The 14,887-nt window shown below is 47.1% G+C and carries 12 protein-coding genes; all 12 read left to right on the top strand.

Features of this window, described 5'->3' with window-relative positions:
- Positions 1-7 precede the first annotated feature (7 nt).
- Positions 8-1,777: a thiamine pyrophosphate-binding protein gene (locus tag MKX51_RS28205; RefSeq protein WP_340994645.1), complete on the top strand. Its 1,770-nt coding sequence runs from the start codon at positions 8-10 to the stop codon at positions 1,775-1,777.
- Positions 1,778-1,791: 14 nt separating this feature from the next.
- A complete protein-coding gene (locus tag MKX51_RS28200) occupies positions 1,792-2,754 on the top strand; it encodes an NAD(P)-dependent oxidoreductase (RefSeq protein ID WP_340994644.1) in 963 nt (320 codons plus the stop codon).
- Positions 2,741-3,670, top strand: a complete 930-nt coding sequence (locus tag MKX51_RS28195) for a glycosyltransferase family 2 protein (RefSeq protein ID WP_340994643.1) — start codon at positions 2,741-2,743, stop codon at positions 3,668-3,670. The genes MKX51_RS28200 and MKX51_RS28195 overlap by 14 nt, the downstream gene beginning before the upstream one ends.
- A 169-nt stretch (positions 3,671-3,839) precedes the next feature.
- The gene (gene rfbB / locus MKX51_RS28190; RefSeq protein WP_340994642.1) at positions 3,840-4,862 is read left to right on the top strand and encodes a dTDP-glucose 4,6-dehydratase; all 1,023 of its coding nucleotides are present in this window, start codon (positions 3,840-3,842) and stop codon (positions 4,860-4,862) included.
- Between the two features lie 8 nt (positions 4,863-4,870).
- Positions 4,871-5,731 (top strand): dTDP-4-dehydrorhamnose reductase, encoded by an 861-nt coding sequence (gene rfbD / locus MKX51_RS28185; protein WP_340995734.1) that lies wholly within the window; start codon positions 4,871-4,873, stop codon positions 5,729-5,731.
- A 175-nt stretch (positions 5,732-5,906) separates the two neighbouring features.
- Complete coding sequence (locus MKX51_RS28180) at positions 5,907-6,983, top strand: glycosyltransferase family 2 protein (protein WP_340994641.1); 1,077 nt, start codon at positions 5,907-5,909, stop codon at positions 6,981-6,983.
- Positions 6,984-7,233: 250 nt separating this feature from the next.
- Positions 7,234-8,058 carry a hypothetical protein gene (locus MKX51_RS28175; protein ID WP_340994640.1) on the top strand — a complete coding sequence of 275 codons (825 nt, stop codon included), beginning with the start codon at positions 7,234-7,236 and terminating at the stop codon, positions 8,056-8,058.
- A gap of 172 nt (positions 8,059-8,230) precedes the next feature.
- The gene (locus tag MKX51_RS28170; RefSeq protein WP_340994639.1) at positions 8,231-9,184 is read left to right on the top strand and encodes a glycosyltransferase family 2 protein; all 954 of its coding nucleotides are present in this window, start codon (positions 8,231-8,233) and stop codon (positions 9,182-9,184) included.
- Positions 9,181-10,581, top strand: a complete 1,401-nt coding sequence (locus MKX51_RS28165; RefSeq protein ID WP_340994638.1) for an undecaprenyl-phosphate glucose phosphotransferase — start codon at positions 9,181-9,183, stop codon at positions 10,579-10,581. Before MKX51_RS28170 ends, MKX51_RS28165 begins: the two co-directional genes overlap by 4 nt.
- A 121-nt stretch (positions 10,582-10,702) precedes the next feature.
- Positions 10,703-11,569, top strand: coding sequence for a phosphatidylinositol-specific phospholipase C/glycerophosphodiester phosphodiesterase family protein (locus MKX51_RS28160; RefSeq protein WP_340994636.1), 867 nt, complete (start codon positions 10,703-10,705; stop codon positions 11,567-11,569).
- A gap of 166 nt (positions 11,570-11,735) precedes the next feature.
- Positions 11,736-12,449 carry a heptaprenylglyceryl phosphate synthase gene (locus MKX51_RS28155; RefSeq protein WP_340995731.1) on the top strand — a complete coding sequence of 238 codons (714 nt, stop codon included), beginning with the start codon at positions 11,736-11,738 and terminating at the stop codon, positions 12,447-12,449.
- A 44-nt stretch (positions 12,450-12,493) separates the two neighbouring features.
- The gene (gene pcrA, locus MKX51_RS28150; RefSeq protein ID WP_340994635.1) at positions 12,494-14,863 is read left to right on the top strand and encodes a DNA helicase PcrA; all 2,370 of its coding nucleotides are present in this window, start codon (positions 12,494-12,496) and stop codon (positions 14,861-14,863) included.
- Positions 14,864-14,887: the final 24 nt, after the last annotated feature.

Genomic DNA, 14,887 nt, shown 5'->3' with positions numbered 1-14,887 from the left:
GGGTTAGTTGAAACTATCCGATTATGTAATAGATTGCCTTAAGCAAGAAGGTGTATCTCATGTTTTTGAATTTATCGGAGGGGCTATAGTCCACTTGTTGGATTCTGTCTCCTTCAGAGATGATATGGAATGCATATCTGTTCGCCATGAACAAGCGGGTGCATTTTCGGCTGAAGCTTATGCCAGAATGAACGGAAAGCTTGGAGTTGCAATGGCAACGAGTGGGCCTGGAGCATTAAATCTACTTACTGGAATAGGTAGTTGCTATTTCGATTCAGTTCCGTGTTTGTTCATTACTGGACAAGTAAACACTTATGAATATAAGTTCGATAGACCTGTCAGACAAATTGGGTTTCAAGAAACAGATATTGTTAGTGTAGCGAAACCTTTAACGAAGTATGCTGCTATGGTTACTGATCCAGATCAAATAAGATACGAAATGGAAAAAGCAATATATTTAGCCCAAAATGGACGTCCGGGTCCAGTATTATTAGATATTCCAATGAATCTTCAGAGAGCACAAATTGAACCTGAAACTTTAGCCAGCTTCTATGATAGTGAAGAATATTTTAATGAACTTTCTAAAAAATCAGAAATCAGTGAATCTGTTATTGCAGATGTTATTAAGATGTTATCTGCTGCAAAAAGACCTCTCATTTTGGCAGGTGGTGGTGTAAGAGTTAGCAATTCTGCAGCAGCACTTACACAGTTTGTAGAGAAGTCGGGAATACCGGTTGTAAGCTCATTAATGGGAATTGATGTGATTTCACATGATAATCCTTTATATTCTGGTCTAATTGGGTCATATGGTAACCGCTATAGTAATCTAATCCTGGCCAACTGTGATCTATTACTTATATTAGGGTCAAGACTAGATAGTAGACAAACCGGAACCAGACCAGATACGTTTGGGCGCGGTGCTATAAAAATTCATGTTGATATTGATTATAATGAACTCAACAGTAAGGTTGAAGCAACTCTGGCTGTTAAAGCAAATCTTACTGAGTTCTTGGAGAAAATGAATTTAGCACTTACAGATTTTAATAAACCGGATATTTCCAAATGGTTGAAGTTGATTGAGTCTTTGAAAGATCAGTTTCCTACTTATTCTTTTACTCCAGTTGCTAATGAAATTGAACCAAACCGTTTTATGGAATTACTCTCGTCTAAGTCTGAAATGTTTGGAGCGGTTTGCCTAGATGTTGGTCAACACCAAATGTGGGCATCGCAATCTTTCAAATTATCTGGAGAACAAAGATTATTAAACTCTGGTGGTATGGGAGCAATGGGGTTTGCCTTACCGGCTGCAATTGGCGCTTCCTTAGCAAATGGAGAGGAAACTCTTGTTATTGCAGGAGACGGGGGCTTCCAACTTAATATACAAGAATTAGATACTATTGTTCGTTTGAATTTACCTATAAAAATGGTTGTTATGAACAATAGTTCTCTTGGAATGGTAAGACAATTTCAAGATTTGTATTTTGAGGGCAGACAGCAGTCTACTGTGAATCCCAATCCTTCATTTATGAAAATTGTTGAGGCTTATACAATCCCTGCGTATCAGATGGATACAATGGATGATATTCATCAGCTTGAACAGTTCTTGAGTACTAACGGACCAGCATTTATTGAGGTGAAGTTGGAAAAGAAAACAGAAGTACATCCTAAATTAGTTGTAAATAGACCTATTGAAGATATGTACCCATATCTTGATAGGGAAGAGTTAAAGAAAATAATGCTAATAGATCTTGTTGATGAAATGGACATTCCTACTTAAAAGGGGTTCTCAGAGTGCTTAATAAGGATTGTGTGAAAATCGCAATATTTGGCGCTACGGGTCATATTGCGAAAAACTTAATAGTTGGTCTTTCTTCTTCGGAACATTACGAATTATATTTATTCGCTCGGGATCAAGAGAGGCTGACTTCCTTTTTATTTGAGAATAGCATTCAAGGCAAGACTCATCTTAGAGAGTATAAACAGTTTCAAGATTTAGATACTTATAACGTTATTATTAATTGTATAGGAGTAGGTAACCCAGGAGACCTTCTTCGGAATCCCTTTAGTGTATTTCAAATTACAGAACAATATGACAACATGATTCTTCGCTATATACAAAATAATCCCGATTCTATATATATCAATCTTAGTTCTGGGGCCGCATATGGCTCTGATTTTGAAAAACCTGCAACAAATACTAAATTACTTAATTTGAATATAAATAATTTATCACTCAAAGATTACTATGGGATTTCTAAGTTGAATACGGAGGCAAAACATAGAAGTCTAGAAAAGTTTAAAATAGTCGACCTTAGGATATTCGGTTTTTTTAGCGCTTTTATTGATGTGGATTCAAAGTTTCTTCTAACTGATGTAATTGAGCATGTTGGGATGAGGAAAGTACTCAATACATCTTCAGAAAATATCCTTAGAGATTATATACATCCAGAAGATTTTCTTTCTCTTGTGCAAAGTTGCATGGACGAGAATATACAGAACGGGGTATATGATGTGTATTCTCTCAAGCCAGCGACTAAATTTGAAATTTTGGACTATTTTGTTAGGGAACATGGATTGAAATATCAAGTTGACACTAGCTACACTTACGATTCTATAACAGGCTCAAAGAGTAACTATTATTCTTTAAATGGAGAGGCCTCAACTATAGGCTATCTTCCTAGATATACTTCTTTAGAGAGTATCCAGTCAGGTTACCAACAATTAAGAATGAGGAATAAAAATGAAAACAATTAGTATAGTAACGCCTTGTTACAATGAGGAAGAGAATGTTAGGGAGCTTTATACTCAAGTAAAGGCGGTTTTTGCGGAGATGCCAGGTTATGTCTATGAGCATATATTTATTGACAATGCATCAAAAGATAAGACAGTGGCAATTCTAAAAGATATTGCAAAAGAAGACTCAAACGCAAAAATCATTGTTAATTCACGTAATTTTGGACATATACGATCTCCGTATCATGCCCTCCTTCAGGCTGGGGGAGATGCTGCTATTTTACTTGTAGCGGATCTTCAGGACCCTCCTGGAATGATTAAAGATTTTGTGAATAAATGGGAAGAGGGATATAAGGTTGTTCTAGGTGTGAAGACGCAAAGTCATGAGAGTAAGGCCATGTTTGCAATACGAAAGATGTATTATAATTTTATTAATCGTGTTTCAGAGATTGAACTGACTAAGAATAATACTGGTTTTGGATTATATGATAAACAAATTATTCAAATTCTAAAAGAGATTGATGATCCATATCCTTACTTCAGAGGGTTGATTTCTGATATTGGTTTTGAAAGCTATAAAATTGAGTATGTGCAACCTGTTAGAAAACGTGGAATAACTAAAAACAACTTTTATACACTTTATGACATTGCGATGCTTGGTATTACTAACCATTCTAAAATACCGTTGCGACTGGCTGCAATGCTAGGATTTACTATGTCTGCTTTAAGCTTGCTGGTAGCAGTAGGTTATTTACTGGCTAAAATAATATTCTGGAATTACTTTTCTCTAGGTACAGCGCCTCTCATCATAGGGTTATTCTTATTCTCCTCTGTTCAGCTTTTCTTTATAGGAATAATTGGCGAATATATTGGTTCTATTCATACACAGGTCTTAAAGCGGCCGTTGGTAGTTGAGAAGGAACGGATTAATTTCTAAACACTCTTCTCAACACCCAAGTGCAATACAAAGTGAACGAATGTTATTCCCTTGAGCATGAGCGTGGCATATTATGAAATGATCTGGCGTTTGGGACACTGACTTGCAGCGGTTTCCTCTCGGAGCTATAGCCTCTCAATCATCATTATTAGTCAAAGGTGGTCAACAAATGAAACTCCTAATCACCGGCGGAGCCGGCTTCATCGGCAGCAACTTTGTAATCTACATGCTGCAGCAACACTCTGATTACCAGATCGTCAATGTGGATGCGTTGACGTATGCGGGGAATCTGGAGAACTTGAAATCTGTTGAGAATCATCCGAACTACACGTTTGTGAAGGCGGACATTACTGATGTAGCGGCGATGGATAAGCTGATCGGTGACGGTGTAGATGTAGTGGTTAACTTTGCTGCCGAGTCTCACGTAGACCGGAGTATTCTGGAGCCTGAAGTGTTCGTGAAGACGAACGTGCTGGGCACTCAAGTGCTGCTGGATGCGGCTAAGAAATATAGTGTGTCTAAGTTCGTTCAAGTGTCCACGGATGAGGTCTATGGATCGCTTGGCGCTACAGGCCTGTTCACGGAAGAGACACCGCTGACGCCGAACAGCCCGTATTCTGCAAGTAAAGCAGGCGGAGACTTGCTCGTGCGTGCTTATCATGAAACCTTTGGGTTGCCGGTTAACATTACCCGTTGCTCGAACAACTATGGTCCTTATCAGTTCCCGGAGAAGCTGATTCCGTTGATGATCTCCCGTGCGCTGGCTGATCAGGCGTTGCCTGTATACGGTGACGGAATGAATATCCGTGACTGGCTGTATGTTGAGGATCACTGCAGCGCAATTGATCTGGTTATTCATGAAGGCGTGAATGGTGAAGTGTACAATATCGGCGGCAACAATGAGCGGACGAATGTGCATATCGTGAATACTGTGCTTCAAGAGCTCGGCAAGCCAGATTCGCTGATTTCATATGTTCAGGATCGTCCCGGGCATGACCGCCGTTATGGCATTGATCCAACGAAGATTACGAATGAGCTGGGCTGGAAGCCTAAGCACACATTCGAAACCGGCATTAAGGAAACTATTCAATGGTATCTGAACAACAAAGAATGGTGGACCCGCATTCAGTCTGGCGAATACCAGAAATATGCCGCTCTCCAGTACGGTACCCGTCTGGGGGATTCCCTGTAATGGCGAAGATGAAGGTGTTTGTCACAGGCTCTGGCGGGCAACTGGGGCAGGATCTTATGCTTTTGCTTCAAGGGCAGGGTTATGAGGTGCAGGGCTGTGACCGTCAGGAGATGGATATTACCGATCTGGACCAGTGTCAGCAGACGATTGGTGCGTTCGCTCCCGATGTGGTCATTCATTGTGCGGCTCATACGGCAGTGGATGCAGCTGAGAGTGATGTGGATGCAGCGTACCTGATTAATGCTACAGGAAGCCGGAATGTGGCGCTGGCTGCTGAGAAGGCAGGGGCTAAGCTGGTCTACATCAGTACGGACTATGTCTTCGATGGCATGGGGGAACAGCCTTACCATGAATATGATAATACCGATCCCAAGAGTATCTACGGGAAGTCCAAACGGGCTGGAGAGGTATTAGTCCAGTCGCTATCGTCTAAGTATTTCATCGTACGTACCTCATGGGTCTACGGCAAATACGGCAATAACTTTGTGAAAACCATGCTGAAGCTGGGGCAGGAAAAGCCGTTGCTGCAGGTTGTCGATGACCAGAAGGGCTCACCTACCTACACGGTGGACCTGGCAAGATTCTTGCTTGAGCTTATCCAGACTGAAAAGTATGGAGTGTACCACGCCTCGAACACAGAGTCTTGCACATGGTATGAATTCACCCAGGCCATCTTTGCGGAAGCAGAGGAACTTCTGGGGCTGAAGTTTACAGCGAAGCTTGAACCTTGTGCGACGGAGCAATTTCCCCGTCCGGCGCCTCGTCCACGCAACTCGGTGATGGAGCATCTGGCGATCCGTACCAACGGGTTCCAGGATATCCGTCCATGGCGTGAAGGGCTGAGAGATTTTTTGCTGGAGCTGAAATAGCTGCAAGATATGTTGAAGCACCCCTAATCCATCTTAATGGTTAGGGGTTTCTTATTGTAATTCGATAGTCTTGATGAGAGCGGTTCAACAACCTTCCATAGCCCGGCACCTCTTTTTTCGTTATAATGGGGAGTAACACGTTCGACTAATCAATATATGGAACTCGAGGTACCCCATGAAACTTAAAACGGTCAGTGTGCATATTGTTACTTATAACAGCGCAGATGATATTGCGGATTGCTTGTCGGCTGTGCTCAGCCAGGATTATCCGGTTAAAAAGATTGTGGTGGTGGATAATGCTTCTACAGACGGATCGGCGGAGACGGTGAGGGCGTTCTATCATGAGCTTACCCAGGGATCAGCGCGTATGCTTATCGATCCGTTACACTCCGTTGACGAAGCAGTAATCTCATCATATAACGCAGCATTAGCCAACTATGTAGGAAGTTTGGAGAGCCCCCCCAGCCCAACCCTAGTCCTCCTGGAAAATGAAGATAACACCGGCTTCGCCCCCGCACACAATCAGGCGATTGCCGGTACTACGACCGATTATGTGCTGGTGCTGAACCCGGATCTTGCGCTGGCCCCTGATTATATCTCCAGGCTGGTCGCCCGGATGGAGGCCGACTCCCGGATTGGGAGTGCCACAGGCAAGCTGCTGCTGAAGGCGGATCATTCGCTGGTGGACAGTACCGGACTGCGGATGAATAAGGCGCGGCGGGCGTTTGACCGCGGGGCAGGAGAGCCTGCTGACCAGTGGAATGAGTCTGGTGAAGTATTCGGTGTCTCCGGTGCAGCGGCGATGTACGCGCGGCGGATGATTGAGGATATCAGCGTGGAGGGGGAGTTTTTCGACGCGGATTTTTTTGCGTATAAGGAAGATGTGGATGTGGCCTGGCGTGCAGAATTGTTCGGCTGGAAGGCCTACTATGATGCAGAAGCGATAGGCTACCATGAGCGGGGTTGGAAGACGTCAGGCCGGAGCGGCAAAGCGATGTTCATCAAGCGGATCTCCTATATTAACCGGTATAAAATGATCTACAAGAACGAGCCCTCCCGCACGCTGCTGCTCACTCTGCTAAATTCTCTGCCTTATGAGATCGCCGCACATGGCTACTCGCTATTGAAAGAGCCTAAGCTATTAGGAGCCTGGACCTCCTTCTTTGCACAGAGAACTGCCCTGAAGCGTAAGCGCCGGTTTATTCAGGAGAGGGTCATGTGTCAGGAAATAGGGGATAATATACAAATTTAAGCGGCATTATCAGCCTTCAGATCTTTGAGGGAGATGATAATGTTTATGCTTTTTCAATTTAATGCTGACTGCTCACCTGAGAAGTGAATATTTATAGAACCTGTGCATGAGTTAGGGAGCTTTCTTGATTTATTATTTTTAGGAATTTATTGTAACTAATGTTTAAGTGTAATATTTAGGAATCATTTTTGCTGAAGATTCATTTATTGAATCAAGAATAACGAATAATTGTGAGATTCATGAGCTGGGAGTGATAAATATCAGAAAAGCGTTTGTTTTTATAATTGTTTTGACGTCTTTGTTTTCTTTTTCAACAATTGGTAGTAGAAATGGCCTCGTTACTAAATCTATACAAATGAAAAAAAATTTTAGAGCATGGCAGGGAGTGGGAGCTGACCAGAAAAGAATTTATGTGACGTCTGATAGGGATATAAATTTCACTCTGTCAAACACGATTTCTGTATATGATGTTTCAGGAAAATATATAATAGAAAAAAAGAATGCTTATGTAGGCAGAGATGGAAAAGGGCGGTTCATGTCCTTTGGAGATTGTTTTGTATCTGGCTCTTATCTGTATGCTACAGTTTATAATTTCAACTCTGCTCCACCGGAAGAAGAACGTGTAAGTCGGATTGTTAAATATAGCTTACCTGATTTAAAGCTTGTAGAGGAGTATGATATCGGAAAGGGCACTGCAGAGTCACTAGCAACATATAAGGGGTCCTTCTGGGTAGTTTATCATGATATAAATGAAATTAAGCGATACAATAGTAATTTTGAATATCAAGCTAGTTATGCACTGTCTGCACAGTTTGGGGGCGAGGGAGGATATCAAGGTATAGTTTTCAAAGATAATGAACTGTATGGTAATCTTCATGGTTCTAACAAATACGGTGAGAAATATACACAAGGTTTGGACCATTATAAATTCAATGGAAATTCATTTGAATTTATTGAAAGGCTTAAAGCGCCAACATATGGGGCAGGTCAGGGGGTTGAACTAGTAGGCAAGAAATTATATTGGGTAGACCGACCAGGAAATAGAATCATAGTTACTAATGATTTTTTAAATTGATATCTGGACAACGCCGTCTAGAAGCGGGATTTTACCCCAATGACCGATTAGAGATTCTCATTTATATCCTTTAGCTTGTAAAAACCTCCCTGAACAGACCCTGCCTATCAGCGGGGTTTTTGTGTTATAATAATTGTCGATAGATTACTATATTTGTCAGGAGAGTATAGCAGTGAATGTAGATGTTAGTATATTGATTCTAAATTACAACACATGCCGCCTGACGATGGATTGTCTGAGGTCGGTGTATGATTCGGAGACAAGGTATTCCTATGAAATTATTCTAGTAGATAATAACTCCCAGGATGACTCGGTGGAGACGATAAGCAAGGAGTTCCCGGAGGTGCTGTTAATCGCCAATTCGGAGAATGTAGGCTTTGCCAAGGGGAATAACCAGGGGATGGAGGTCGCTTCCGGGCGTTATGTGCTGCTGCTCAATTCGGATACAGTGATCCGTAAGGATACGCTGGAGACGATGCTTGAGTTCATGGATAGCCGTCCGGATCTTGGCGCGTCCGGGTGTAAGGTGATTCTGCCGGATGGGTCGCTGGATAAGGCCTGCCGGAGAGGGTTTCCTACACCGTCTGCGTCCTTTTATTATGCCTTTGGCTTCAGTAAGCTGTTCCCGGACCGTCCGAAGTTCAACGGCTATCAGCTCGGCTATCTGGACCCGGATGACGAATATCCGGTAGATTGTCTGGTTGGAGCGTTCATGCTGCTGCGCCGGGAGACGATTGAGCAGGTGGGCGGGCTGGATGAGACCTTTTTCATGTATGGAGAGGATCTGGATTGGTGTTACCGGATCAAGGAAGCGGGCTGGGGGATCTATTATTATCCGCAGACATCCATCGTACATCTGAAGGGTGGCAGTGCGCGCCGCAGACCATTGAAGATTGTGTATGAGTTTCACCGGGCCATGATTTTATTTCATAAGAAGCATTATAGCAGCCGCTACAACAGTATGATAAATGGAGCGGTCTATGCGGGCGTCGGCGTTAAGTTCACTCTATCGCTGCTGCGCAACGCATTGATTGCCCCGCGTAAGGTACCTACACCCGCACAGAGTCTGAATGTTCCCGGGGAAGCTGGTATCCGCAATGAATCGAAGGCTGAGGTGAGATTATGATTCGCCGGAATCAAAAATTTTTGACCCAACTATATATGGTAGCCGACTTTATCGTGATCCAGTTGTCCTTCCTTGCGGCCTGGTGGCTGAAGTTCAAGAGCGGCTTGCTGGAATCCTACCGGACGCTGCCTATAGAATCTTATGGGTACTGGAGTATTATCTACGGGGCCATAGCCGTACTGATCGGTATTGTAGTGTCTCTATATTTGCCCAAGCGCAAGAAGCGGTTTATTGATGAATTCCTGAAGGTTTTTCAGGTTCATGCCATGGGGATCTTTATTCTGCTGGGCCTGATGTTCTTCCTGAGGGAGATTGATGTCTCCCGGCAATACCTGGCGATCTACATGGGCTTCAATATTCTATCCATTATGCTATACCGTTATGTGCTGAAGAAGATGCTGAAGTCGCTGCGTGAAAAAGGCTTCAACCGCCAGTTCGTCCTGATTCTTGGTGCAGGCACATTGGGTAAAAGATTCTATAACAACCTGGAGCAGTACCCGGAGCTGGGCTATGAGGCGATTGGCTTCCTGGATGACTTCCATCAGTGGGATGGTATTGAAGAGCAACGGTATAAGCCGATTCTGGGCACAGTGGATCAGTTGGAGGCTATGCTGGAGATGCTCCCTGTCGATGAGGTCATTCTGGCGCTGCCGCTGGATGCCCACTCGAAATACCCGGCTATTATTGCAACTTGTGAGAAAGCCGGGATGCGGACGCTGATTATTCCTGACTTCTTCGATTACCTGCCGGCCCGTCCGTATTTCGATAACTTTGCCGGGATGCCGATGATTAATGTACGCGATATTCCGCTGGATATGGCCGGGAACAAAATGGCGAAGCGTGCGTTTGATATTGTGTTCGCCTTGTTCGCCATTCTCATGCTGTCTCCGGTGATGCTGATTGTAGCACTCGGAGTGCGCCTGACTTCACCGGGACCGGTGATTTTCAAGCAGGAGCGGGTGGGCCTGAACCGCCGTAATTTCATGATGTACAAGTTCCGCTCCATGAAAATGCAGACGGATGGTGAAGTGGACACAGGCTGGAGCACGAAGGAAGATCCGCGCCGGACCCGCTTTGGAACGTTTATCCGCCGAACGAGTCTGGATGAGCTGCCGCAATTCTTCAATGTGCTGTTCGGGCAGATGAGTGTGGTCGGTCCGCGTCCGGAGCGCCCATTCTTTGTAGAACAGTTCCGTGGCGAGATTCCGAAGTATATGGTTAAGCATCATGTGCGGCCGGGGATTACCGGCTGGGCTCAGAGCAACGGTCTGCGCGGGGATACCTCGATTGAGGACCGGATCAAGCATGATATTTTCTATATCGAGAATTGGTCTCTGCTGTTCGACATCCGGATTATTGCCAAGACGATTCGTAACGGTTTCAAGAACGCTTATTAATACACGGTCTTATCTATATTATATTCTCCGCTAAAAAACGGTTGCTGCCCCTTGAGGATGACACAGCCGTTTTTGCTTTTTTAGCAGACACTCTCTACTACTTGCAAAGGAGACTGCCATCATGAAGAGAACAAAACTTATTGCTTCTATTACTATGATCGGGGCTGTTGCACTTCTGCTTGTATTGATGCTTGGAGGAAAAGAAAAACAGCCAGCTACAGGCTTCGCGGCCCACAGGGTCATTGCCCATGCCATGGGCGGAATCAATGACAAGGCGTATACCAATACCAAGGACGCTTTTATTGCGAACTATGAGCAGGGGACCCGGATCTTTGAGGCGGACCTGCTGCTGACCAGTGATGAACAGCTCGTGGCCCGTCATGAATGGACTACAGGGATGAGTAAAAAGCTGGGTCAACAGGAGGTTCTTCCTCCTGACAAGCAGGGAGAGGTGCTGACTCACGATGAAGTGATGAACAGCCCGGTGCTGGAACTCTACTCTCCGCTGGATATTGAGAAAATCGTCAATCTGATGGAGATCTACCCGGATACCTATATTGTAACGGATACGAAGGAGCTGGAGCCGCAGCAGGTAACGAAGCAATTTCAGCTCATTGTAGAAGCCGCCCGGAAGAAGGACCCTGCGCTGCTGGAGCGGATCGTTCCGCAGATTTACAGCCGGGAGATGCTGGAGGTGGTGAAGCAGGTTTACGCTTTTCCGGAAATCATCTATACCCTATACCAGACAGAGGACAGCGACGAGGTGGTCATTGAATTCGTCAAGCAGACCGGCGTGGACATCACGATGCCGACAACCAGGGCTACCAAGAGCTTCGTGCGTAACTTGAAAAAAGCGGGTGCCAGAGTCTACGTGCATACCGTGAACGAGGAGAAGGAAATTCTGGAGCTGTCCCGGCTGGGGGTTGACGGGTTCTATACTGATTTTGTCCCGGAAAACGACTTGAACCGGATCAAGGGTCTCCGCTGATCGAGGAGAAGTCCAAGGCAAATATGCGAAAAAATGTTCGCATTTTGTTCTCTTTTAAATTGACACTCCCCTTCGTACTGACTTAGACTAGAGATACGGATTTTGCGTGCACAGGAGTGTGTATATTCACTTAGATGAACAATGAGGATGGACAAAGATGAACGAGATGCGGCAAATGATCAGGCCGTGGCGGCATGTATTCAAGCTGGACCCGGACCGTGTGCTTGGTGACAAGGAGCTGGCCGCTGTCTGCCAGTCGGGAACCGATGCGATCATCGTAGGCGGCTCTACCGGCGTGACTTATGAGAATACAATGAGTCTGCTTGCGAGAATCCGGCAGTATGACCTGCCTTGCGCGCTGGAGATTTCGGATTTGGAGGCCGCTGTGCCCGGTTTTGACCTGTACATGATTCCCATGGTGCTCAACACTGACGATACTTCATGGATTCTCGGCCATCACCGCCGGGCGATTGAACGCTTCGGCAGTCTGATCCCATGGGAATTGCTGCTGACAGAGGGCTATATTGTGCTGAACAGCGATTCCTCGGTTGCGCGCCTGACCGGTGCGGACTGCTCGCTGGATGCGGCTGGTGCGGGGGCCTACGCGCAGATTGCAGACAAGCTGATGAACCTCCCGGTGGTCTACCTTGAATATAGCGGACGCTATGGAGATCTGGAGATTGTGCGCGAGGTCAGGGAAGTGGTTGAGCACAGCCAGCTTTTCTATGGAGGCGGAATTGCAGGTGCAGAGGAAGCCAAGCATGTAGCCGCACTATGTGATACAGTAGTGGTCGGCAATATTATTTATAGCAATGTGGAACAAGCGCTGTTGACGGTCCAGGCTGTGCGGAATACCCCGCAGATGGACTGGGAGAATTGATAGATCATGAGCGTAGCTTATATTCAGAAAGGAGCATGTAACACATGCAACTTGTTAACATACAAGACGCCGTAAGCCGTCTGAATCCCCCGCAGCGTCAGGCTGTAGAAGCAACTGAAGGCCCCCTGCTCATTATGGCTGGCGCAGGCAGCGGCAAGACCCGCGTGCTGACCCACCGGATTGCCTGGCTGATCGCGAACCGTAAGGCACCGCCTTGGGCGATTCTGGCGATTACGTTCACGAATAAGGCCGCCCGGGAGATGCAGGAGCGTGTCTCCAAGCTGGTTGGGCCGGAGGGCCGGGATATTTGGGTATCCACTTTTCACTCCATGTGTGTGCGGATTCTGCGGAAGGATATTGATCAGATTGGCTTCACGTCGAACTTCTCCATTCTGGATTCGACAGATCAGCTGTCCGTTATCCGCAATTGTATGAAGGATCTGGACATCGACACCAAGAAGTTCGAGCCGAAGGCCGTTCAAGCGGTTATTAGCACGAACAAGAATGAGTTAATTACACCGGCGCAGTATGAGCAGAAGGTTGGCGATTATTTTGAAGGTCTGGTGGCCAAGGTATACACCAAATACCAGCACCGGCTGAGAAGCAATAACTCCCTGGATTTCGATGACCTGATTATGAAGACGATCGAGCTGTTCAAGGAGAAGCCGGATGTACTGGATTTCTATCAGAAGAAGTTCAAGTATATTCATGTCGATGAGTACCAGGATACGAACCGGGCGCAGTACATGCTCTGCCGGATGCTGGCTGAAGGCCACCACCGGATCTGCGTGGTCGGAGACAGTGACCAGTCGATCTACCGCTGGCGCGGGGCGGATATCTCGAACATTCTGAACTTCGAAGAGGATTACCCTGAAGCCCAGACGATTCTGCTGGAGCAGAATTACCGTTCCACCTCGAACATTCTGAATGCCGCCAACGGCGTCATTGCCCTCAATACGGGCCGCAAGCCGAAGAAGTTGTGGACCGACTCGGATGAAGGCGCGAAGATTAAGGTGTTCCGTGGTGACACTGAGCATGACGAAGGATATTTCGTTACCGGGGAGATCAGCAAGAATGTGAAGCAGGGACAGGCCTACCAGAACCATGCGATTCTGTACCGTACGAATGCCCAGTCCCGTGTAATAGAAGAAATTCTGATCAAATCGGATATTCCCTACCAGATCGTCGGGGGGATCAAGTTCTACGACCGTAAGGAAATTAAGGATCTGCTGGCGTATCTGCGCCTGCTGTCCAATCCCGATGATGATATCAGTCTGACGCGGATTATCAATGTTCCGAAGCGCGGGCTGGGGGATACCACTGTCGGTAAGCTGGCGGCAGCGGCTGCTGCCCAGGGCGTCTCGATCTTCCGGGCGCTGCAGACGGTGGATGATCTCGGGTTCGCCGGACGGACCCGCAACACGTTGGTGGAATTCTACGATATGATCGAAGCCCTGCACCGGATGGTGGAATTCCTCTCGGTGACAGAGCTGACGGAGAAGATTCTGGAGCTGTCCCAGTACCGCCTTGAATTGCAGAATGAGAATACACTGGAGTCCCGTTCACGCCTGGAGAACATTGACGAGTTCCTGTCCGTTACGATGGAATTCGAGAAGAACAATGAAGACAAGTCACTGGTCTCCTTCCTGACCGATCTGGCCCTGGTTGCGGATATCGACAGTGTCAAGGATGAAGAAGAACGCAGTGATGCGGTGGTGCTGATGACGATGCACAGCGCGAAGGGGCTGGAGTTCCCGACCGTCTTCATCATCGGGATGGAGGAAGGGGTGTTCCCGCACAGCCGCGCCTTCCAGGACAATGATGAACTGGAAGAAGAACGCCGGCTGGCGTATGTGGGCATTACCCGTGCGGAGAAGCAGCTGTTCCTCAGCTGCGCACGGATGCGCACGTTGTTCGGGCGGACGAACGCGAATGCGCCGTCCCGCTTCCTGGAGGAGATTCCGGAGGAGCTGAAGGAAGATACCGTCCGTGAATCGGACCGCTTCCGGCGCGGAGGCGCGGAGGCAGGCGGTGCCTATGGCGGGCGAGGCTTCGGCGGAAGCGGAGGCAGCCGGGGGAACTTCGGCAGCCGCACCGCTGCTGCCGGGAACGCGCCGGGAGGCGGCGGGTCCGCCAGCTTCGGCAGCGGCAGCTCGGCAAGCGCGGTGCCTGGCGCGGGCCGGGTGGTGGTGACGAGCGGAGGCGCGCAGCGCACGACGGGCGGGGCCGGGGCGGCTGCCGAGGCCGGAGGCTTCAAGGCGGGCGACAAGGTGTCCCACGGCAAATGGGGCATCGGCACCATTGTAGCCGTGAAGGGCAGCGGAAACGATACGGAGCTGCAGATTGCTTTCCCGGCCCCGGTAGGCGTCAAGCGCCTGCTGGCCGGCTTTGCGCCGATCACCAAAGTTGAATAAATCAAGCTTGCGATTAACGGCAGT

Origin of the sequence: Paenibacillus sp. FSL M7-0420 (assembly GCF_038002345.1) — a bacterium.
Classification (GTDB): Bacteria; Bacillota; Bacilli; order Paenibacillales; family Paenibacillaceae; genus Paenibacillus_AQ.
This window is presented reverse-complemented; position numbering and strand designations above follow the sequence as displayed.

What these genes read in the sequence shown, in the direction of transcription:
- MKX51_RS28160 (WP_340994636.1), top strand. Translation starts at nt 10,703, where the DNA reads ATGAAGAGAACAAAACTTATTGCTTCTATTACTATGATCGGGGCTGTT.
- pcrA (WP_340994635.1), top strand. Translation starts at nt 12,494, where the DNA reads ATGCAACTTGTTAACATACAAGACGCCGTAAGCCGTCTGAATCCCCCG.
- rfbB (WP_340994642.1), top strand. Translation starts at nt 3,840, where the DNA reads ATGAAACTCCTAATCACCGGCGGAGCCGGCTTCATCGGCAGCAACTTT.
- MKX51_RS28195 (WP_340994643.1), top strand. Translation starts at nt 2,741, where the DNA reads ATGAAAACAATTAGTATAGTAACGCCTTGTTACAATGAGGAAGAGAAT.
- MKX51_RS28155 (WP_340995731.1), top strand. Translation starts at nt 11,736, where the DNA reads ATGCGGCAAATGATCAGGCCGTGGCGGCATGTATTCAAGCTGGACCCG.
- MKX51_RS28180 (WP_340994641.1), top strand. Translation starts at nt 5,907, where the DNA reads ATGAAACTTAAAACGGTCAGTGTGCATATTGTTACTTATAACAGCGCA.
- MKX51_RS28165 (WP_340994638.1), top strand. Translation starts at nt 9,181, where the DNA reads ATGATTCGCCGGAATCAAAAATTTTTGACCCAACTATATATGGTAGCC.
- rfbD (WP_340995734.1), top strand. Translation starts at nt 4,871, where the DNA reads ATGAAGGTGTTTGTCACAGGCTCTGGCGGGCAACTGGGGCAGGATCTT.